This window comes from Riemerella anatipestifer, from assembly GCF_009932355.1.
GTDB lineage: Bacteria > Bacteroidota > Bacteroidia > Flavobacteriales > Weeksellaceae > Riemerella > Riemerella anatipestifer_E.
This window is the reverse complement of record NZ_LEKU01000016.1, coordinates 44,004-65,509: the sequence shown is the minus strand read 5'-3', so window position 1 is coordinate 65,509 and position 21,506 is coordinate 44,004. Positions and strand designations below refer to the sequence as shown.

The window sequence follows — 21,506 nt, the reverse complement described above, 5'->3', positions numbered from 1 at the left end:
TTAAAAATATCGCTTTTGAAAAAGATATATCTTATCTTAGCAATATTGCCCTACCTAGCAGTAGCTCAGAAGACTAAAGAGATAGAAGAAGTGGTTTTCCAAAAGAGAACCAAGAAAAAAGTAACCGACCTTACCAACACCAGTATTTCGGCTAAAGAAGCACAACAAATTGCTTCTATTTCAGGTGGTATTGAAGGACTTATTAAAACTTTGCCTTCGGTAAACTCCAATACCGAACTTTCTTCCCAATATATGGTAAGAGGTGGAAATTATGACGAAAATTTAATCTACATCAATGATGTGGAACTTTATCGCCCTTTCCTCATTAGAAATGCCCAACAGGAAGGTATGAGCATCATCAACCCTGATATGGTTTCTACTGTTAATTTTTCTTCGGGTGGATTTGAAGCTAGATACGGCGATAAGATGTCGTCTGCTCTTAATGTTTATTATAGAGAACCCGAAAAAACAGAGGTCTCAGGAGAAGCCAGCCTTATTGGAGGTAGACTAACGCTAGGCGGTGCATCTAAAGATAAAAAATTAACCGCTTTGGTTTCAGGGCGTTATCGTAATACCAATCTGGTACTTAACACACTCAATGAAGATACGGATTTCAACCCTCAAAACTTTGATATTCAAACCTTCATCAATTATCATATCAATCCTAAATGGCAATTATCTTTCATTGGATATTATGCTAAAAATGACTACACGATGCTTCCCAAACAACGAAAAGTTAATTTTGGGACTTTGCAAACCCCAATGACGCTTACCGTGTTTTACAACGGAAGAGAAAACGACACTTATAAAAATATGATGGGGACGGCTTCGGTTCATTTTAAACCTAATAAAAAATGGAAGTTCTCGTTAGATAATTTCGCTTATCAGAACAGAGAGAAAGAATATTATACTATCTCTTCTGCCTACGAATTACAGGCTTATAATCCTGTTACTGGAGAGCCAACCGTTTCTTATGATGTAGGTGGACAGATAGACCACGCTAGAAATGATTTATTAGTAAGAACGTTAGGGTCTCAATTTAGAGCTAGATTTTCGCCCGATGTAAACACGGACTATGAGGTGGGAATTAAATACGAAAAAGAATTTCTGCAAGACTATACCAATGAGTGGCAACTTGCCGACTCTTTAGGTTACAGTACGCCTAGAGCCTCCGCGGTTATTGGACAGCTAGACCCATCGGACTTAAAATTGAAATTCAATATTAGAGGTCAAAACGATATACAGCCTAGCCGACTTTCAGCTTATGTTCAGGCTTCTAAAAAACTCTTTTGGCAAACACACAAAGTTTTCATCAATGGAGGTATTAGAACTCAACATTGGAGCTTTAATAACCAAACTATTGTTTCTCCTAGATTACAAATAGCCATTAAACCTGATTGGGATACAGATATGCTATTTAGACTAGCTGGAGGCATTTACTACCAAGCTCCTTTTTATAGAGAAATAAAGGATTTGGAAGGCAATTTTAATTCTAATATAAAAGCCCAACAGTCTTTGCAACTTATTTTAGGCAACGACTACGAGTTTCAATGGAAAGACCGCCCATTTAAGCTCACTACGGAAGCCTATTATAAAAAAATGAACCACCTTATCCCCTACTATGTGGATAATGTACGTATAAGATATTCTGGGCAAAACAATTCCGAAGGTTATGCCTATGGTATAGATACAAGGTTATTTGGCGAGTTTGTTCCCGGAGTAGATTCTTGGCTGTCTTTAAGCTATGCTAGAGTGTTTGAAAATATTGATAACAAAGGCTATATCCCAAGACCAACAGACCAAAGATTTAGGGCTGCTATGTTCTACCAAGACTATATGCCTAAATTCCCTAGTATGAGAGTTAATCTTACTTTAATCTACGCTAGTGGACTACCTAACGGAGCGTCTGTTTTTGCCGACCCTTATCAATATCAAAAAACACTACCTGCTTACAAAAGAGTAGATATAGGGTTATCCAAAGTTTTTATAGACCAAAAAGATTTTAAAGCTCATTCTCCTTTTTGGCAAAATTTTAAAGAATTGACTTTAGGCGTTCAGGTGTTTAATGCCTTCAACATCAATAATACCATTTCTAACCAATGGATTAACGATGCCAATACAGGTTATATTTACCCTGTCCCTGTAAGACTTACAGGACGCTTCTTTAATGTAAAACTAGAGTTCAAATTGTAATCACAATACAAATGTTAGCAGCAATATCATGAAACAACGTCTACAAACACTTATTGTATTATTTTTCGTAATTTCCTTAAATGCTCAGAATTCAAATTGGATTGAAATCAAGAAAAATTATTTTCAAAAAGTTATTATTGAGAATTCAAAGGAATTCTTGGCACAAAATGACAGTCTTGAAATATCAACATTCGAGGTTGAAGAAATGACAGGAAAAACCGAAAGTTTTGAATTTGGAAAATTTTTATTTGGTGAAAAAATAGTTTTTGAAGATTTAAAATCAAAATTAGAAATAAAAGATTTTAATCCTAACCTTAAAAAAAACTCTGAATATTTAATCAAAATTGATATTCCGAAAGCAAAAGCCCTTGAGTATAATATTTATTTAAAAGACTCAACAAAAATTGAAGAATTAAATAATCTCAAGGAATTTTTAAAAGAAAATTTTCAACCACAAAAAATAATTTATATTTCTAAAGAAGATGCTACAAAAGAAGCAAAAAAACAACTTGGAATAACTACAGATTTATTTGAAGAAAATATTTTTCCTGCAAGTATTAAAATCACTACAAAAAACCGTATTAATCTCAAAGAATTAAAAGAAAAATATCCAGAAATAATTGACGATATAACAAGTAATGAACCGCAAATTAAGTCAATGACTTTAAAAATAAAAACTTAAAAGATACTGCTGCTAATATAGTATTTGCAAAAGGCAGAATTTAGGGAATAATAGAATTTTTAGTGATATATTACTTTTCATTACCACAATTTTGTTTAATCTAGCAGTATTAAAAAAGGTATCTCATTATAAAACAAGATACCTTTTTTTATTTTAAAGTTTTTCGGCTACGAATTTAGCGGTCTTGGATTTTTCATCTTTTGCTAAATCTTCAGGCGTTCCCGCAAAAACCACTTCTCCGCCATATTTACCTGCGTTAGGACCTATATCTATTATCCAATCAGCCGACTTAATAATATCTGGCTGATGCTCTATAACCACTACAGAATGCCCCAACTCTATAAGTGCCTGTAATGAGGTTAACAACTTCTGTATATCGTGAAAATGAAGCCCTGTGGAAGGTTCATCAAAAATGAAAAGTGTTTTCTCCGTAGTTACACCCTTTACTAAAAACGAAGCCAACTTTACCCTTTGAGCTTCCCCACCCGAAAGCGTAGAAGAGCTTTGCCCTAGTTTAAGATAGCCTAGTCCTACCTCTTGCAATGGTCTTAGTTTCGTAACTATTTTATCTTGTTTATTATCACTAAAGAAATCAATCGCTTCATCTACCGTCATTTGTAGAATATCCGCAATATTTTTTTCATCAAATTTAACTTCCAATATTTCGGACTTAAACCTTGCTCCTTTGCAGTGTTCACATTCTAGTTCCACATCTGCCATAAACTGCATAGATATGGTAATAATACCCTCACCTTTACACTCATCACATCTCCCACCATCTACATTAAACGAAAAATGCTTAGGTTTTAAATTCATAGTTTTAGAATGACGCTGCTTAGCGAACAAATCCCTAATATCATCATAAGCCTTAAGATAAGTTACAGGGTTAGACCTAGACGATTTTCCGATAGGATTTTGGTCTATCAATTCTATATGCTTCACCAATTGAGGTGGAAATTCCACATAATCATAGTCGGCTTTTTTGCCTCCCATTCCTAACTGGATTTGAATATCATTAGCCAAAACCTCTTTCATCAATGTAGATTTACCAGAACCCGACACTCCTGTAACCACCACCAAATTCTCCAAAGGAATATCAACATCTATATTTTTAAGGTTATTTTGCCTAGCTCCTTTGATATTGATGAACGATTTAGCTTTCCTTCTCCTTTTTGGCACTGCTATTTCTAACCTTCCTGTAAGGTATTTAGAGGTTAAAGTATCGGCTTCTTTGAGGTCTTTAAAATCGCCTGCGAAGACCAACTCTCCCCCAAGGAAACCTGCTTCTGGACCTATATCTATAATATAATCTGCAGCACGCATAATATCCTCATCATGCTCCACAACAATAACCGTATTGCCTAAATCTCTTAAATTCTTTAGAACCTCTATTAAATTCTCGGTGTCCTGTGAATGTAGCCCAATGGAAGGCTCGTCCAAAATATAAATAGACCCTACCAAAGAACTCCCTAAGCTCGTCGCTAAGTTAATCCTTTGACTTTCCCCACCTGACAAAGTATTAGAGGTACGGTTTAGCGTTAAATATCCCAAGCCTACTTTTAACAAAAACTCTAGTCTAGTAGTAATTTCGTAGAGCAGCCTTTTAGCAATTTCTTGCTCGTGTTTGGTGAGTTTAAGGTTCTTAATTAAAGGCAGAAGTTCGTCCAATGGTAATTCCATTAACGATTGTATGTTATGCCCTCCCACTTTTACCCATTCGGTTTCTTTTCTTAATCTTAGACCTTCACAGTCGGGACATTTGGTTTTACCTCTGTAACGAGAAAGCATCACTCGGTATTGTATCTTATACAAATTCTCCTCCAACATACGGAAAAACTGGTCTATACACGGAAAGTTTTTAGCTCCTGTTCCTCTCCATAAGAGTTGTTTTTGCTCTTTAGTAAGTTCAAAATACGGTTTATGGATTGGAAAATCTGTAGCATTTTTTATAAAATGCATTTTCCACTCGCTCATCGTTTCTCCTTTCCAACAGGCCACGGCATCTTCGTAAACCGAAAGCCTTTTATTAGGAATTACCAAGTCTTCATCTATCCCAACCACTTTACCATAACCCTCACAAGTAGGACACGCTCCGTAAGGATTATTAAAACTGAAAAAATGAAGATTTGGTTCTAAAAACGAAATCCCATCAGCTTCAAAAAGGTTAGAAAAGTGTTTTATTTTTTGTGTTTCAATATTTTTTAAAGCACAAGAGCCGTGCCCCTCGTAGAACGCCGTTTGGATAGAATCTGCTAAGCGTTGCAGAAAATACTCATCGTCCTCGTAAACAAAGCGGTCAATAACCAAATTAAGCGACATCTCTTTTTCAGGAACAAAGCCAAAACTTTCTAAATCTTCTATTTCAGCAATATTTCCGTTAATTTCTAATCTAGTAAATCCTGAAACTTTTAGTGTATTTAATAGTGATTTAAAATCACCATCAGTAAAAGAAAGCGGTGCTGTAAGTAGAAACTCTTGATTAGGATTTTTCTCTATGTAAGTAATAACATCAGAAATGCTGTCCTTTTTCACCTCATCACCAGATACAGGTGAATAGGTACGCCCCACACGAGCGAATAACAATTTAAGATAATCATAAATTTCCGTGGAAGTTCCTACTGTAGACCTTGGATTAGAAGAAATTACTTTCTGTTGTATAGCAATAGATGGTGCTAAGCCTTTAATATCGTCTATTTTTGGCTTTTCCAGTCGTCCCAAAAACTGTCTAGCATAGGAGCTTAAACTCTCCACATAACGCCTCTGCCCTTCAGCATAAATAGTATCAAAGGCTAAAGACGATTTCCCACTACCAGACACCCCAGTTACTACCACTAGTTTGTTTTTAGGTATGAGAACATCTATATTTTTAAGATTGTTAAGATGTGCGTTTTTAACAAAAATATTATTTTTAATATCCATAAAATCCTTTGACTACATTAAAAAATTTAGTAAAAAAGAAAAACTGCCTATTTAAAAATATTCATTTCTTCTTTATAGATAGGGCTTTCTACTCCTAAAAAGTTAAGCACACTGTGAAATACATGGTTTTGAGAAAGCACCTCGTTTGGCTTTAGTTTTTTGTTGCTATTATCCGACAACCAAACAATAAATGGTATTTCATACTGCTCTTTAGGTGCAATGCTTAAAGGCACTCCGTGCATGTATAAGTTTTTCTCTCCCAAAGACTCGCCGTGGTCAGAAACGAACAGCATTGTGCTTTTATAATCTTTTAGTTCTTTTAAATTCTCGATAACATTATGTAGGATATAGTCTGTATAAACAATGGTATTATCGTAAGCATTTACCAATTCTGTTTGAGAACATTTACCCAACTCTACACTATTACAAACAGGTTTAAACACTTCAAACTTTGATGGATATTTTTTACTATAAGTAGGTCCGTGGCTGGTACTTGTATGTAAAACTACCAATACTTTATTCTTTTTACTTGCCAATATTTGCTCCTTTAATCCGTTTACAAGCACCTCATCATAATCACATTCGGGCTTGTTGCAGTCTTTCATTAGAGCTTCTTTGTTCTGATAATTCGCAATATGTAATGGCGGTTCGCCCCAGTTGGTAGTTCTCCAAATCACTTCTACATCGTTACGATATAAATAGTTAGGTAGTATTTCATACAAATCATCACTATTGGTATGCTCTAAAATACATTTAACCCCTGCCGTGGTATAAGTGGCACAAGAGTTGGCTTTGAAATGAAAAACATTACTCGTTTTTGATAGTAATGGATTGGTATTTTTATTATAGCCATAAAGCGAAAAATTCTGACTTCTCGCCGATTCTCCTATCACCAATACTACTACCGATTTTTCGTTATCCTTTATCTTAGCATTTGGTAATAAAATCTCCTTTTCATTCTTTTTGTACTTGTGAATGTGGTACAACGCCGTGTTTACACTATAAGACCAAGGCATTGCCAAGCCACCCAACTGTTTAGAGTTTTTATCTACCCAAAGCCAGTTACTTGCGTTTACAAAAGCCATCACTACCATAAACAATAAAGCCAGTGCCATCGTCTTAGCAAACTGCTTGAAAGTGCTTGGGATAATTTTAGTTCTGATAATATAAATACTCGGTAAAATACCTAATAGTACTAAATACAATACCAACTTAACCGAAAAGAAACTGCTAGACTCTTCATAATTGGTATTAAATACATTGCTTATCATACTTTCGTCTATAATCACACCATAAGTAGTGATAAAATAGACCGAAACTGCATTGATAAGGAAGAATAACACTAATAAAAATTTACCCACAAAGCGTGATAGATACAAAAATAAATAGAATGCAAAAAAATTAGCCACTACCATTACCACCACTAAACTTGCAATAAGCAGCACTCCATTAAAACTTGTATAATCTATATTATTAACCACATAAGTATAAAACGGAATATGAAATAATAACAGATGTAGCACACTCATTAAAAGTGCGAAATGAGTTACTTTTAAACTACTTTTTAACATAGAGAAATCCTATTTTAAATAATGATATTGCTAAACACACCAGCGGAAGGTAAAACACCACTAAACCTTCGGTAAAGATATTTTTTGAAATAATGATAATACAGACAGTAAACAGTACCATAAAAATGGGAGAATACTTCTTATCAGCTATCCAATTCCAGATTTTATATTTTTGGCTAAAGAGTATCCCCAAAACTCCTGAAATATAACCTATAATACCACCAACAATAGTGTCAAGAGGATAATGAGCTCCCACGCCTACCCTTGTAGATACTAGCATTAAACCCGTAATGATAATAAAGAAAAACCACAGCATCTTATAAATTAAATTCCTCGGCATAAAACTGAACATCAGCACTGTAAGTATCGTAAAAACAGTAATAGAGTGTCCCGACGGCAGACTGCTATGCCCCGTAAGTTTTTCGCCAACAATGATGAAGGTATCAACATCAAACATAGCAGCTGGTCTTGGCACCGAAAATAAGTTTTTAAGCGTACTTGAAAATAAAAGCGAAATAAGTGATGCCGAAATTATAGCCTCCCAAAATTTTGGAGCATAGATAATGAAAATACTTAAACACGACAAAAACACCAACGCATTTCCGAATTGTGTAAGATTTATCATCAAGCTAGGATATTGCCCCAACTGATGATTGATATAAAGAAATACTTCCTTCTGAATTCCTGTATAACCATTGATGGATAGTGCTTCTTTATTCCAAAGAAACAAGACTATCATCAATAACAACACTATTGGTGAATAAAGAAACGAAAAACCAACCCTAGATTGGTTTTTTATAACATTTGTATTCATTATCCCACTGTTAAACATACTTCTACAAAAATACAGATATATTTAATCTTACTTATCTTGAATATAAAATTTAGGCATCTGCCAATGGTATTTAACCGCTAAAGTTCTTATGGTTACAATAAGCAGAATAGTAAAAATCTGAACCACAGGATAAGACAAATGAGTGTAGGTTGCCAAAAGTATAAAGGTAGCACCGCCTAATATACATGCTGTTGCATAGATTTCTTTTCTAAATATCAACGGAATTCTATTCAGTAGAATATCTCTAATAATCCCTCCGAAGCACCCTGTAATAGTACCTAGAGTAATGCATATAATAGGATGAAGTTCAGCACTCATCCCCTTCTGTATACCTATAATTGTGAACAATCCCAATCCAAAACTATCAAATATAAAAAGTGTTACTCTAAAGTTCTGCTCAATAGATTTAAAAATCATTGAAATAACACAGGTAACAAAGATAACACCACATATCCACAAATCATGCATCCAAAATACAGGTTTAGCTAAAAGCAAATCCCTCACTGTACCACCTCCTACGGAAGTTACAAAAGCTATAATAAGAATCCCAAAAGGGTCTAATCGTCTTTGCATTGCGGCAAAACTACCAGACATAGCAAAAGATATGGTTCCTAGAAATTCTATTAAAAAATTGATATTTGCATGCATTAGTTTGTGCTAAAAATAATTTTAAATTCGTTTTATACTCTTACAGCATCAGGCACTAGCAATTCGTACTCACCACCGTGGCTTATAATTTCTCTCACAATACTACTACTAATAAACGACTTACCTGAAGAAGTCAAAAGGAAAACCGTTTCTAACTTTTTGTGTGCCAAAGTTCTATTTGTATGTGCGATGGCTTTTTCAAACTCAAAGTCGGCAGGGTTTCTCAATCCTCTTAGGATAAACTGAGCGTCTTTCTCCATGCAATAGTCCACCGTAAGCCCTTCAAATGAGTCCACCTCTACATTTCCAAAATGAGACACCGACTTCTCTATAAACTCTATCCTTTTTTCTAGTGGAAACATATAATGCTTTTGAGAGTTTTGCCCAATAGCAATAATAAGACGGTCAAAAAGTTTAGACGCTCGCTCTATAATATCATAATGCCCTAGAGTAATAGGGTCAAAAGACCCTGGAAATACAGCTACCTTCATATTTTATTATTTTGCTAGAGCTTTTTCTACCTCGTTTCCACACAAATCTTTAATGGAGATACCATAAATTCTCGCTTGTTGAGGAAGAATACTCGCAGGTGAAAACCCAGGGTTAGTATTCATTTCTAGCATATAAGGCACACCATCCATAATAATATATTCACTTCTAGAAAACCCTTTCATTCCTAAAGAGTTATAAGCTCTTTTTGCAATCTCCTCTACTCTTAATCTAGTAGCCTCATCTAGCCTTGCTGGTGTAATCTCTTGAGATGCTCCTTGATACTTTGCTTCATAATCAAAAAATTCTGTTTCTGGGATAATTTCTGTAATGCCTAAAACAATAGTCTCACCTTTGTAATCTAGCACGCCCACAGATACCTCCATACCGTCTAAGAAACTTTCTACTAAAATTTCATCATCTTCCAAAAATGCTTTTTCTAAAGCCGCTTCAAACTCCGAAACCTCTTTTACCTTAGAAATTCCTAAAGAAGAACCACTTTGGTTAGGCTTTACAAACAGTGGTAGCTTTAACTCGTTGATAATTTCATCTTTATCATAAGCCTCTCCTTTTTTTATGTAGAAACTTTTAGCAGACGGAATACCATACTTTGCTAATACAGCCAAAGTATCTTTTTTATTAAAGGTAAGTGCACTTTGGTAAAAATCACACCCTGTATATTTTTGACCTATGGCGTCCCAATATGCTTGTAACACGCCGTTTTCACCTGGTGTCCCATGAATGGTATTAAAGCAAACATCAAAACGCAGTACTTCTCCACTAGGTAGATTTACAGAGAAATCACCCTTTTGTATTGGTAGCTTAGCTTCATTTTCATCTAAATAAAACCAACCTTCTTTAAGAACTACCACTTTATAAACATTGTATAAATCACGGTCTAAAGAATCGTAAATTAGTTGTCCACTTTTTAGGGAAACTTTGTACTCATCAGAGTATCCACCCATGACTACGGCTATATTTTTTTTGCTCATCAGAATCTATAAATAAAAGTTGAATGCAAAGTTAGTTAATTTTAAACGCAAGGTTTTATTTTTTCGTTGAAAATATTGTTTAAAACAAAAAATAGTCTATCTTTGCTCTGTATTAGTTCATTGAAAAACTAGGAAATGTTATCAAGAAAGGTGGAGGGAATAGACCCTGCGAAACCTTGGCAACCCTTCCTCATGGAAGAAGGTGCTAAATTCTACCAAAGTTTTTTGGATAGATAACATCAAGAAAATACCTCTTATTTCTTGGCAACATTTCAGTTATTTAAAATTTATAATAAGAAGAATGTTGCATCACCTCAAAATTAAAGACTATTTAACAACTACTGGATATAGTACCGATATCTCGCTTAGCTATGAGCTATTTGGGCAGCCTTTACATACAGCTCCTATTGTACTCATCAATCATGCTCTAACGGGAAACTCTAATGTCGCAGGAACAAAAGGCTGGTGGCAAGATTTAGTAGGAGCAGGAAAAACCATTGATACCAACAAACTCACGGTCATCTGTTTTAATATTCCTGGTAATGGTTATAATGATTTCTTTATTGATAATCCACAAGACTTCACTACTCAAGATGTGGCTCAGCTATTCCTTTTAGGATTGGAACAACTTAAAATTAAACAGTTAGACTATCTTATAGGTGGCTCCATTGGTGGTGCTATAGGTTGGGAAATGCTCAATCTTAATAGAAACTTATCTAAAGTATTTGTGCCTGTGGCTTCGGATTTTAAAACAACCGATTGGCTGAATGCCCAATGTTTAGTCCAGAAATACCTCCTAGAAAATAGTGAAAAACCGCTACAAAAAGCGAGAACTCACGCCATGCTTTGTTATAGAACTCCATTTTCACTCAATAAAAGATTTAAAAGGCAAAAAGGAGACGATACTGACCTACTGCAATCTCACGAATGGCTCAATTTCCACGGAGAAAGCCTTAATGAAAGGTTTACTCTAAAGGCTTATTTACTAATGAACCATCTGCTAACCACCATTGCGGTTGATGAGTCTTCGTTAGACGAAATAAAAACAGAATTCCATTTGGTAGCAGTGGATAGTGATTTATTTTTCCCTGCTTTTGAGATTGAGGAAACCTATCAACTTTTAAAAACCAATAATGCTAATGCCCACTACCACGAAATAAAATCGGTACACGGACACGATGCCTTCCTTATGGAATATGAACAAATGAAACATATATTCAAATCAATTATTAAATATTAAATCAACTTTAAAAATTATATTATGCCTAATCAAGAAAACCTCAATATATATCCAAACAAAGCCATCATCAATTTTGAAGGCAAGGACTTTCTAGGTCAAATAGGGATAGACTCTCGTATATTTAACGCTCTTAATAGAGCCAACATTAGCGTTGGTGTTATCTCTCAACAAGCGATAGAAAATGGCATCTCTGTACTCGTGGACGAAAGTAATGCCGAAGATGCTGTACAATGCCTAAAAGAAGAGTTTAACAACGAAATTAGCCAAGGGATTGTAAGCCAAATTTACAGCGTAGATGGCATTACTGTGATTGGTTTGGTAACGCCTGATTTCAACAAAATACTTACCGAACTCCAGCGTAACAAAATTTTCCCGTTACTTCTTAACCAAGTGGCTTCAGCGGGGCGTGTAAACATTGTAGTAGCGACCAACCAAGCCGAAAAAACCAAAAACATTATAGAAACCGAACTTTATGGCAAACCTAAAGCCGTACATTTGGTATTGTTTGGGCACGGTAATGTGGGTGGTACTTTGATAGAGCAAATCTTAGATTCTGCTTACGATATTTTGCAACGAAAGAGAATAGACCTTAAAATTGTAGCGATAGCCAACTCTAAAAATATTGTGTTTAACAAAGGAGGCTTCGGAAGCGATTGGCGACAAAAGGTTAAGTTTGCCAATACCCAAAATACTTTGGAAGATTTATTTCAATTTGTGAAAGAGCATCAGTTTGAAAACCTAATTGCTGTGGACAATACCGCTAGCAAAGACTTTGTAAAAAACTATCTAGAGTTAGCTGAACAAGGCTTTGACTTGGTTTCTTCCAACAAAATCTACAACACTCTTCCGATTGGAGAATACAAAAAACTAAGGCGTATCCTAGAGAAAAACAAAAAGAAATACCTCTACGAAACCAATGTAGGGGCAGGGCTACCATTGATAGACACCATTAAGCTCCTCCATTTGTCTGGCGAAGACATTACACGCATTAAAGGCGTATTTTCGGGGTCGCTTAGCTATATATTTAATAATTTTTCGGTGAGAGGAGATGCCTTTTCTACTATTATTAAAGAAGCGATGGAGAAAGGCTTTACCGAACCTGACCCAAGGGAAGACCTTTCAGGAAATGATGTCGCGAGAAAACTACTAATCTTGGCGAGAGAACTAGATTTAGTCAATGAATTTGAGGACATCAATATCCAAAACCTCATTCCTGAAAACCTTTCTGATATTAGTAAAGAAGAATTTATTTCTAGACTTAATGAGCTAGATGCCTCCTATCAAAAGATTAAGGACAACCAAGAAACAGGCTATGTTCTGCGTTATGTAGGCGATTTGCACGGCAACCTAAGAGAAGACAAAGGTGTACTTGATGTAAAACTTGTTTCAGTACCTGCCCATTCGGCGTTAGGACAGCTTAAAGGCTCTGACTCTATCTTTGAAATCTATACCGAAAGCTACGGCGAAAACCCTATCGTTATTATGGGAGCTGGGGCTGGGGCTAAGGTAACTGCCAGAGGTGTCTTTGGTGATATTTTGAGACTAAGTGAAACTAAATAACAACTTTATAATATGAAAAACTTTGAAACCCAAGCCATCAGAAACCAAATCGCTAGAACTGATTTTCAGGAGCATTCGGTGCCGTTGTATCTTACCTCTAGCTTTGTTTTTGAAGATGCCGAACAGATGCGTGCCGCCTTTGCAGAAGAGGTAGAGCATAACATCTATAGCCGTTACGGTAACCCCAACACCAATGAGTTTACCGAAAAGATAGTACAAATGGAAGGTGCCGAAGCTGGATATGCCTTTGCTTCGGGTATGGCGGCTGTTTTTGCCTCGTTTAATGCTTTGCTTAAACCTAACGACCATATTTTGAGTTGCCAGTCGGTATTTGGTTCTACCCACTATTTATTTAAGACCCATTTCCCAAAATGGAATGTAGAAACCACTTACTTTAAAGCTGATGAAGTAGAGCTAGAAAAGTATCTAAAACCTAACACCCGCTTTCTCTATTTAGAAACACCTACTAACCCTGCTATTGAGATTTTAGACTTAGAGTTTTTTGGCAATTTTGCTAAAAAACACAATCTTATTTTTGTAGTAGATAACTGTTTTGCCACCCCATATTTACAGCAACCTATCACTTACGGAGCCGACCTAGTCATACACTCTGCTACCAAAATGATAGACGGACAAGGGCGTGTGTTAGGTGGTATTGTGGTTGGAAAAAAAGAACTCATTAGAGAAATCTATCTCTTCTCTAGAAATACAGGACCGTCTTTATCTCCGTTTAATGCGTGGGTGCTTAGTAAAAGTTTAGAAACTTTGGCTGTGCGTCTAGAGAAACATTGCGAAAACGCTCTAGCAGTAGCAGAATTCCTAGAACAACACCCTAAAGTTTCCTTAGTAAAATATCCCTTTCTACCCTCACACCCAAGCTACGAAATCGCTAAAAAACAAATGAAACACGGCGGCAATATTGTGGCATTTGAAGTTAAAGGGGGCATTGAAGGTGGCAGAAACTTCCTCAACAAGATAAAGTTATGCTCACTATCGCCTAACTTGGGAGATACTAGAACTATTGTAACCCACCCTGCCTCTACCACTCACTCTAAACTCACCGAAGAAGACCGTTTAGAAGTAGGCATTACCCCAGGATTGGTGCGTTGTAGTGTAGGTTTAGAAAATGTAGAAGACATTATTTCTGATTTAAAACAAGCCTTAGATTAAGCCCATATTTAACCTAAAAGCCTAAGAGTTTTTTTTAGGCTTTTTTGCACTAAATAGTGCTTATCTAAAAAATATAAGACTAAAAACTTGCATACTTCTACAAAAGGTTATAAGTTTGCTTCAGTTTTATGACACGCAATATCAGTAACATACAAATAAGTGTAAAAAAGTACTCCAATTATTTGGTACTTCCAAATAATTTCGTAAACACACACACACACAGATAGTTTCGTGGGTATGCGTCGTATTATCTAGAAAATTACTTCAACTTTTATCGTTAAAACAAAATATCGTTCCGCCAACTTTCGTTGGAGGCTTTTGGTGTTTATACTATTCTAATTTTAGCTTTCATCAATATTTACTAAAAGCACCATTGTTTTGTCTTAAAACATGGTCGTTCTTGTTGGGTGTTTTTAGCGTTCAGAGAGGGAGTTTTTACTTTCTTTCTGCTTTAGCCTTTCCTCTCGTTTTGTGTGTGTTTAGAGGGGGAAGGCGTTTTTTTATATCAGAGCTTAGAGGTGAGATATTAGAACCTAGTATCACCTCAACCCTTAAGTCTAAAATCTATAATCTAAATATTAACAATTTTAAATTAAATGTTATGAAAACAAAGACTACAAAATTAAGTGTGTTAGCCTTTTTAGGTTTAGGGCTAGTGGTTTATGGACAAAGTGGTAAAGTAGGGGTTAATGTTTCCTCGCCTAGAGCTACTTTAGACATTCAACCCAATGCAACTAATAGCCAAGGTGATGCCAAAACTAATGAGGGAATCTTAGCTCCTCAACTAAGTAAAACCCGTGTAGCAAGCATTGAGGCTCCCGTAGAGGGAACTTTAGTCTATGTAATAGATGATGCTACTAAAACCAATGGAGCTATAAGTAATTATACAGGTAATGATACCAAAGTAGCCAAAATAACAGAGAAAGGTTACTATTACTACAATGGCATAGAGTGGGTAAAATCTAGTGCGGAAACATCAGGGCAACTATGGAATAAAACAACAAGTTCTGCTGATACTTATACATATCTAATACCTGCTAACGAAACAAATGTGGATTTTGGATATAAAAAAACGAACCCAAATGTGAGGGCTTTACTTTTAAATATGAAAAACAATAATGGTACCGCAGTGGGAGGAGGTCTATGGTTGCCTAATCCTAATGGAGTAACACCTGAGTATGGTTTTAAAAAGAATTTTTCATCAGATATTCTTCCGCTCTCTTTACCTGCGTCTAATACTTTTTGGGCTCCAGGGTATACCTTTGAAGAAACAGGAATAATGATTAACGGGAGTCATACCAATACTATAGCTTCAAATATCAGAAATTATAGAGGGGTTAACTCATCAATTACAACAAACCCTGATGTTGTTGATTTAGGAGATGTTATGGGAGTGAGGGCAAGTGTGGATTTAGGTATGGAAACGAGTTCTCAGTCAAACAGCTCTAATGTTTCAACCGTTACAACTACAACAGCTAAGAGTATAATGGGAGGTGCCTTTGGAGCAACCTCATTTTCTGTAGGAAAAGTAAATACCATAAGAGGATCTGCTATTTATTCGAATAGCTACCAAGGTGGGGAAGTAGGAAGAATGAACGCTTTAAACACAACCACTAAAATGAAGCGAGGAGGAAAAGCTGATGTTATGGAAGGAATAACTAATGAGGTGTACACTCAGCTAGCTGATAACGGAAGTTATGCATCGTCATCAGTAAGAGCAGTAGCTGGATTAAGAAATATGGTATTTATTAATGATAATACAACCGTAACAGACGGAGGAGCTTCTGCTAGGTTTGATGTTACTTTTGGCAATAATACAACTGCCCCCTCTTTTGCAGGACTTTTTTATATGCTAAAGATGGATGGTAACGCAGAGGTTGGTAGATTGTATGGAAGCAGATTAAATACTGAGATTGCTACAACAGCTAAAGTAACAGATATGTACGGTATCTATTTGGATAATGTAAAGGCAGGAGCCGATAAGAATTATGCTATTTATACCAATGCAGGAAAAGTTCGTTTTGGGGATAATGTAGGTATAGGGGTAGATACTCCAGCAGAAAAACTAGAAGTTGCGGGTAATGTTAAGGCAACAGGCTTTATTGGCTCTAATGCCGCTATCTTCCCAGATTATGTTTTCCAAAAGTATTATACAGGTACTTCTAGTATTAAATCAGATTACAGCTTTAAAACCCTTAGTCAAGTAGAAGATTTTGTAAAAGCCAACGGACATTTGCCAGGGTATCAGTCTGCAGCAGAAATCAAAAAACAAGGTTATATAGACCTTATGGCAACTCAACTGACCAATGTGGAGAAGATAGAAGAACTTTATCTACACAGCATAGAGCAAGATAAGGCTCTAAAAGCTAAAGATGCCAAAATAGCAGAATTAGAAGCTCGTTTACAGAAGCTAGAAGCCTTATTAGTAAAATAGTTTAACTTTTCCCCATTGTGACGGTATCACAATGGGGCTTTTTATATTTCAAATCAGAACAAAGTAATACCAAATTTAACCTTAAAAAAATGATACATTATGAATACTTTAAAAGCATGGTTGCGCCCCAACCTATTAACGAAAGATGACCCTAACGATTTTGTAGCCGTGCCACTTTTAGGTGGTAGCCTTGGTATTACAGAAATTATAGAAGCCCTCAAAAAAGAGGGTATGGAGATACAAACTGAAACGGCGGTAGATATTATCACCCGCTTTAATCGCAAAGCCTCGGAGTTGGTACTCAACGGGTATGGTGTAAATACAGGGCTGGTGTATATGCGTCCTGCCATTAAGGGTGTATTTTACGATAAGACTTGGGATAAAGAGAAACACTCCGTTTATGTGAATGTGAACCAAGGCACTGACCTAAGAAAAGCCGCCAACGATACCAAAGTGGAAATCCTTGGTGAGCAATCCAGCCCAATGAGCGTGTTCAGCATCACTGATAAAGTTACTGGCAAAGCAGACGGCACCCTTACCAAAGGCAAAAACGCAGAAATCAAAGGTACTTACATTAAAATAGATGGCGATAATCCTAAAAATGGTATCGTCTTTAAAAACTTAGACAATCAAAATGAGGTCAAGTTGGCTAAAGATAATATCGTAATCAATGAGCCGTCAAGGGTGCTTATTCTTGTGCCTGCAGATTTGGAGGCAGGGAACTATGAACTCAGCATTACAACACAAAGCAGCACGGGTTCTGTCTTACTAAAAGAACCAAGAACGGAGAAACTACCTAATCCAGTGGTTATTGTCTAATAAGGTATTTTAATTTTAAAACTAAGGCTACTCATTTAACGAGTAGCCTATTTTATTACCTTTTACCGAATGCTACGGAACAGAGTCTCCGCACTTACCGTAACGGGGTGTCTGTCCTTAGGCTAACAGAGGGTCTGTTACGGTAAGGACAGCCTCTCTGTTGAGAAACACGCCCTATTTTAATTCCACTAAAACGGGACAATGATCCGAGTGGTAAGCCTCACTAAGAATAAGCCCTCTAGACAAACGACTTTCTAACGAGTCTGACACAAAATGATAGTCTAACCTCCAACCCTTATTATTAGCTCGTGCATTTTGTCTATAACTCCACCATGAGTATTGGTTGGGTTCGGTATTAAAATAACGGAAGCTATCTATTAACCCACATTCTTTTATAAACTCTGTCATCCATTCTCGCTCTATAGGAAGGAAGCCAGAGACATTTTTTAATCTTACAGGGTCGTGAATATCTATTGCTTGATGACAGATATTAAAATCTCCCGAAATAATTAAATTAGGAATGGTTTTTCTTAGCTCTTTTATATAAGCTAAAAAATCGTAACAAAACTGCATTTTGAAATCCAGTCTATCTATATTGGTAGCGGAAGGCACATATACAGATATTACCGAAAAATCTTCAAAATCAGCTCTTATTACTCGTCCTTCTTTATCGTATGGCTCCATATCACAACCATATTCTACATGCTTAGGCTGAATTTTAGTAGCGATACCTACCCCGCTATACCCTTTCTTTTCCGCAGAAAACCAATAGGTATGGTAGCCCTCTTTCTCAAAACTTGCTATATCTATTTGATCTTTTTGAGCCTTACTTTCTTGAAAACAAATAACATCGGGAGCAGCGTGTCCTAACCAACCAATTAAATCCTTATTAAAAGCTGCCCGAATACCATTGACATTGTAAGATATTATCTTCATTATTTTGTTTTAGCTTTAATTATTTGCCTCTATGATTTGACTGATGAGGCTATCCATTTCCTCCAAAGTAAGTATTTCTAAAAACCTTTTTCTATACTCCTTAAAATGTGGCACCCCACGGAAATAATTACTGTAATGTTGTCTCATTTCTATCAATCCAAGGCGTTCACCTTTCCATTCAGCACTCCATTCGGCGTGTTGTCTTACTGCGGTTAAACGGTCTTGTAAAGTAGGTTCTGAAAGTAGCTCTCCTGTTCGGAAAAAATGTTTCACTTCATTAAAAATCCAAGGATAACCAATAGCAGCTCTACCAATCATAACTCCATCACAAGCATATTTGCTTTTATAATCTAAGGCTTTTTGAGGCGAATCTATATCTCCGTTCCCAAAAATAGGAATCTCAATATTAGGGTTTTGTTTAATGCGAGAAATATGTTCCCAATCGGCTTCTCCTTTATACATTTGAGCCCTCGTTCTTGCGTGTATGGTAAGGGCTTTAATGCCTGCCTCTTGCAGTCGTTCCGCTACTTCATCTATATTGATGCTACTAGTATCCCAGCCCAACCTTGTCTTAACCGTTACAGGTAAATGGGTGGAATTTACTACGGCTTTGGTAAGCCTTACCATTAGGTCTATATCTTTTAAAACCCCTGCTCCTGCCCCTTTGCAAACCACTTTCTTCACAGGACATCCAAAGTTAATATCTACCAAATCAGGTTGTACCGTTTCCACTATTTTGGCAGACATTGCCATAGCTTCCTCATCTCCCCCAAAAATCTGAATACCAACAGGTCTTTCGTAATCAAAAATATCCAGCTTCTTTTTAGATTTTATAGCATCTCTAATAAGCCCTTCCGAAGAGATAAACTCCGAATACATTAAATCTGCACCGTGCATTTTACAAAGCCTACGAAACGGAGGGTCGCTCACATCTTCCATAGGAGCCAGCAATAAAGGAAAATCTGGCAATTCTATATTCCCTATTTTTACCATTCTGCAAAAGTAAGTGTTTTTAATTTAAGGCAAATCCTATGCGAACAATTTTTTAAACACTCTCTTACCTAGCTATAAGATCAAGATAGTTACTACAGATTGTAGATACTATGTAGACGAAAATAATTTATTTTAAAATATGGTTTTATTACCTTGCGCCATCCAAAATAATTAGTAAAAAAGATATAATAAGATGTTGAGAAGAGAAAAGTTAATTCTATTTTTTTGTTTATTTCCACTATTCTTATACACTCAGTCTGTAGATATTACACAGACACTTATTTTATTAGATAATCAAGACCAGCAAGGTAAACATCAAGAGGTACAAAAAAAATTAAAACAACTTATCACTGAAAATAAAGGTAACCCTAAAAATTTAACGCAACTCTATGCCCTACAAAGCAAAAGAATGACAAGGCTAGAGAACTATAAAGAAGCACAAAAATTTCTTACCCTCACAGAAAAGACAGCACAACAATCCAAGGATAAGTATGCCCAAGCCATCTCTTATTACGCTCAAGCCTTTTATTACAGATATTTAGGCATCAACGACCTCGCCATAGAATATGCCCACAAAACACTAGACACTTTACCACAAGACTCAGATTACTATTTGGAATCCTTAATCTATTATTATCTCTATGGTTTACATTCTGACTGGGACAATATAGACCAATGCAGAGAGTATATAAAAAGAAGCCTAGACGCTGCACAAAAAGCCCAAGAAGGTAAGTATGACCTTATGACGAATGCTTACTCTGCAAAGTCTACACTAATGAAGTTTCTTTTTAATAAAACTCAAAACCCAAAATATCAAGACAGTATTAGATACTATCTTAATCAATCGGAACAAGTCTGCAACCAACATCCTAATAAAGTTAATCCTAGAGCTTACGCCATTACCACAATCAATACCGCCAATTACTTTTTTGAAAAATGGAATAAAGCTCCATCACGTCAACTAAAAGACAGTATTCTAGTTCAGCTCAATAAAACAGAAAAAGCTTTATCTAAGGTCTATGATAAAGATGAAATTCTGGCAAATGCTATGGGTATACGCTCCCAAATAGCTCTAAAAGAAGGCAACCCCAACGAAGCCGAACGCCTATTAATCGAAGCCTACAATATTCTAAGCAAAAGAAATCCTATACAATACTATACCATTCAGAACATTTGCAATGCTCTAGTAGCCTTTTACACTTCACAAAACAAGTACGATAAAGCTCTCTTTTATAAGGATAAACAAATGGTATTTCAAGACTCTATCTATAAAAAAGAACAAATAGAGAACGCCTACAAAGCGGAAGCCATACACCAAAATAAAGAGATGAAAAAGGAGCTAGATGAAACCAAAGAAAATTCCAAAAATCAAAGACTAAAAAACTATTTTCTCATCGCATTTATTATTGTTTTAATAGGAATGCTTTATTTTATATATCAATTTTTACAACAAAAAGTAAAGTTACAGCAAGAGAAGACTCTTCGTCTAAAACAAGAAAAAACCGAAGCTGAAACAAAAATAAAACTCACCCAAGAGGAATATAAAAGACTAGAAACAGAAAAAGAGTTACTTGCACTCAAAAACCAACAAATAGAAAAAGAAAATCTTGCTAAATCTCTTAACATAGAAAGAAAAAATGAGTTATTAGAAAAACTTAATACCGAAAACATCAAAAAGTTAGAAACTATCCTCAAACAAGAAAAAAGGATTGACAAAAGTCTTGATAACTCTCTCAATGAGTTTAAAAACATCAATCCTCTATTTTTTGAAAAACTGCAAAGCCAAGCCAACGGGAAACTTACCCAACTAGACCAACGCTATTGTGGTTATATCTACCTTAATTTATCTACTAAAGAAATAGCCACCATATTTAATGTAGAAGCCAAAAGTGTAAGAATGACAAAATATCGCATCAAACAAAAACTCAACTTAACCGACCTCTCTTTAGAAGAGTTCTTACACACACTAGGGAAAACTTACAAATAATAATACAAAGTTTACAATACAAAAAATCGGAGAGCTTC

16 protein-coding genes and 1 riboswitch are annotated in these 21,506 nt (G+C 35.8%); of the genes, 8 read left to right on the top strand and 8 right to left on the bottom strand.

Annotated elements, in window-relative coordinates:
• Positions 1-15 precede the first annotated feature (15 nt).
• Positions 16-2,193, top strand: a complete 2,178-nt coding sequence (locus GXW81_RS06305; protein ID WP_161531641.1) for a TonB-dependent siderophore receptor — start codon at positions 16-18, stop codon at positions 2,191-2,193.
• 28 nt (positions 2,194-2,221) lie between these two features.
• Positions 2,222-2,875, top strand: coding sequence for a permease-like cell division protein FtsX (locus tag GXW81_RS06300; protein WP_260393565.1), 654 nt, complete (start codon positions 2,222-2,224; stop codon positions 2,873-2,875).
• A 153-nt stretch (positions 2,876-3,028) separates the two neighbouring features.
• On the opposite strand, the gene uvrA is transcribed toward GXW81_RS06300, so the two are convergent.
• Genes uvrA through GXW81_RS06270 form a run of 6 tightly spaced genes read right to left on the bottom strand, consistent with a single transcriptional unit; the run spans position 3,029 to position 10,329 of the window.
• Positions 3,029-5,794 (bottom strand): excinuclease ABC subunit UvrA, encoded by a 2,766-nt coding sequence (uvrA, locus tag GXW81_RS06295; RefSeq protein ID WP_161531640.1) that lies wholly within the window; start codon positions 5,792-5,794, stop codon positions 3,029-3,031.
• A 47-nt stretch (positions 5,795-5,841) separates the two neighbouring features.
• On the bottom strand, positions 5,842-7,365 hold the full coding sequence (gene eptA / locus GXW81_RS06290; RefSeq protein ID WP_161531639.1) for a phosphoethanolamine--lipid A transferase EptA: 1,524 nt from the start codon (positions 7,363-7,365) through the stop codon (positions 5,842-5,844).
• Entirely contained in the window at positions 7,352-8,179 is an 828-nt protein-coding gene (locus tag GXW81_RS06285; RefSeq protein WP_185153015.1) for a phosphatase PAP2 family protein, read from the bottom strand. Before GXW81_RS06285 ends, eptA begins: the two co-directional genes overlap by 14 nt.
• Before the next feature lie 48 nt (positions 8,180-8,227).
• Positions 8,228-8,848: a trimeric intracellular cation channel family protein gene (locus GXW81_RS06280; protein ID WP_161531637.1), complete on the bottom strand. Its 621-nt coding sequence runs from the start codon at positions 8,846-8,848 to the stop codon at positions 8,228-8,230.
• A gap of 32 nt (positions 8,849-8,880) precedes the next feature.
• Positions 8,881-9,339 carry a pantetheine-phosphate adenylyltransferase gene (gene coaD, locus GXW81_RS06275; RefSeq protein WP_013447135.1) on the bottom strand — a complete coding sequence of 153 codons (459 nt, stop codon included), beginning with the start codon at positions 9,337-9,339 and terminating at the stop codon, positions 8,881-8,883.
• Between the two features lie 6 nt (positions 9,340-9,345).
• Positions 9,346-10,329, bottom strand: a complete 984-nt coding sequence (locus GXW81_RS06270) for a D-alanine--D-alanine ligase (RefSeq protein ID WP_161531636.1) — start codon at positions 10,327-10,329, stop codon at positions 9,346-9,348.
• Between the two features lie 135 nt (positions 10,330-10,464).
• Positions 10,465-10,569: riboswitch (SAM riboswitch) on the top strand.
• Between the two features lie 61 nt (positions 10,570-10,630).
• Here GXW81_RS06270 and GXW81_RS10525 point away from each other — a divergent pair.
• The 5 genes from GXW81_RS10525 (at position 10,631) to GXW81_RS06250 (ending at position 17,552) form a co-directional block, all read left to right on the top strand.
• On the top strand, positions 10,631-11,569 hold the full coding sequence (locus tag GXW81_RS10525) for an alpha/beta fold hydrolase (RefSeq protein ID WP_260393564.1): 939 nt from the start codon (positions 10,631-10,633) through the stop codon (positions 11,567-11,569).
• Positions 11,570-11,590: 21 nt separating this feature from the next.
• Positions 11,591-13,129: an ACT domain-containing protein gene (locus GXW81_RS10520; RefSeq protein WP_260393563.1), complete on the top strand. Its 1,539-nt coding sequence runs from the start codon at positions 11,591-11,593 to the stop codon at positions 13,127-13,129.
• 12 nt (positions 13,130-13,141) lie between these two features.
• On the top strand, positions 13,142-14,299 hold the full coding sequence (locus tag GXW81_RS06260) for a PLP-dependent aspartate aminotransferase family protein (protein WP_161531635.1): 1,158 nt from the start codon (positions 13,142-13,144) through the stop codon (positions 14,297-14,299).
• A gap of 601 nt (positions 14,300-14,900) precedes the next feature.
• Positions 14,901-16,733, top strand: a complete 1,833-nt coding sequence (locus GXW81_RS06255) for a hypothetical protein (RefSeq protein ID WP_161531634.1) — start codon at positions 14,901-14,903, stop codon at positions 16,731-16,733.
• 99 nt (positions 16,734-16,832) lie between these two features.
• Entirely contained in the window at positions 16,833-17,552 is a 720-nt protein-coding gene (locus GXW81_RS06250) for a DNA-binding domain-containing protein (RefSeq protein ID WP_161531633.1), read from the top strand.
• Between the two features lie 174 nt (positions 17,553-17,726).
• Here the strand turns inward: GXW81_RS06250 and GXW81_RS06245 are convergent, their stop codons facing one another.
• Together GXW81_RS06245 and dusB are read right to left on the bottom strand one after the other, a co-directional pair.
• On the bottom strand, positions 17,727-18,488 hold the full coding sequence (locus tag GXW81_RS06245; protein WP_154137146.1) for an exodeoxyribonuclease III: 762 nt from the start codon (positions 18,486-18,488) through the stop codon (positions 17,727-17,729).
• Between the two features lie 15 nt (positions 18,489-18,503).
• Positions 18,504-19,481: a tRNA dihydrouridine synthase DusB gene (gene dusB, locus GXW81_RS06240; protein WP_161531632.1), complete on the bottom strand. Its 978-nt coding sequence runs from the start codon at positions 19,479-19,481 to the stop codon at positions 18,504-18,506.
• A gap of 193 nt (positions 19,482-19,674) precedes the next feature.
• On the opposite strand from dusB, the gene GXW81_RS06235 reads away from it, so the two are divergent.
• Positions 19,675-21,468, top strand: coding sequence for a hypothetical protein (locus GXW81_RS06235; RefSeq protein ID WP_161531631.1), 1,794 nt, complete (start codon positions 19,675-19,677; stop codon positions 21,466-21,468).
• The last annotated feature ends 38 nt before the right edge of the window (positions 21,469-21,506 follow it).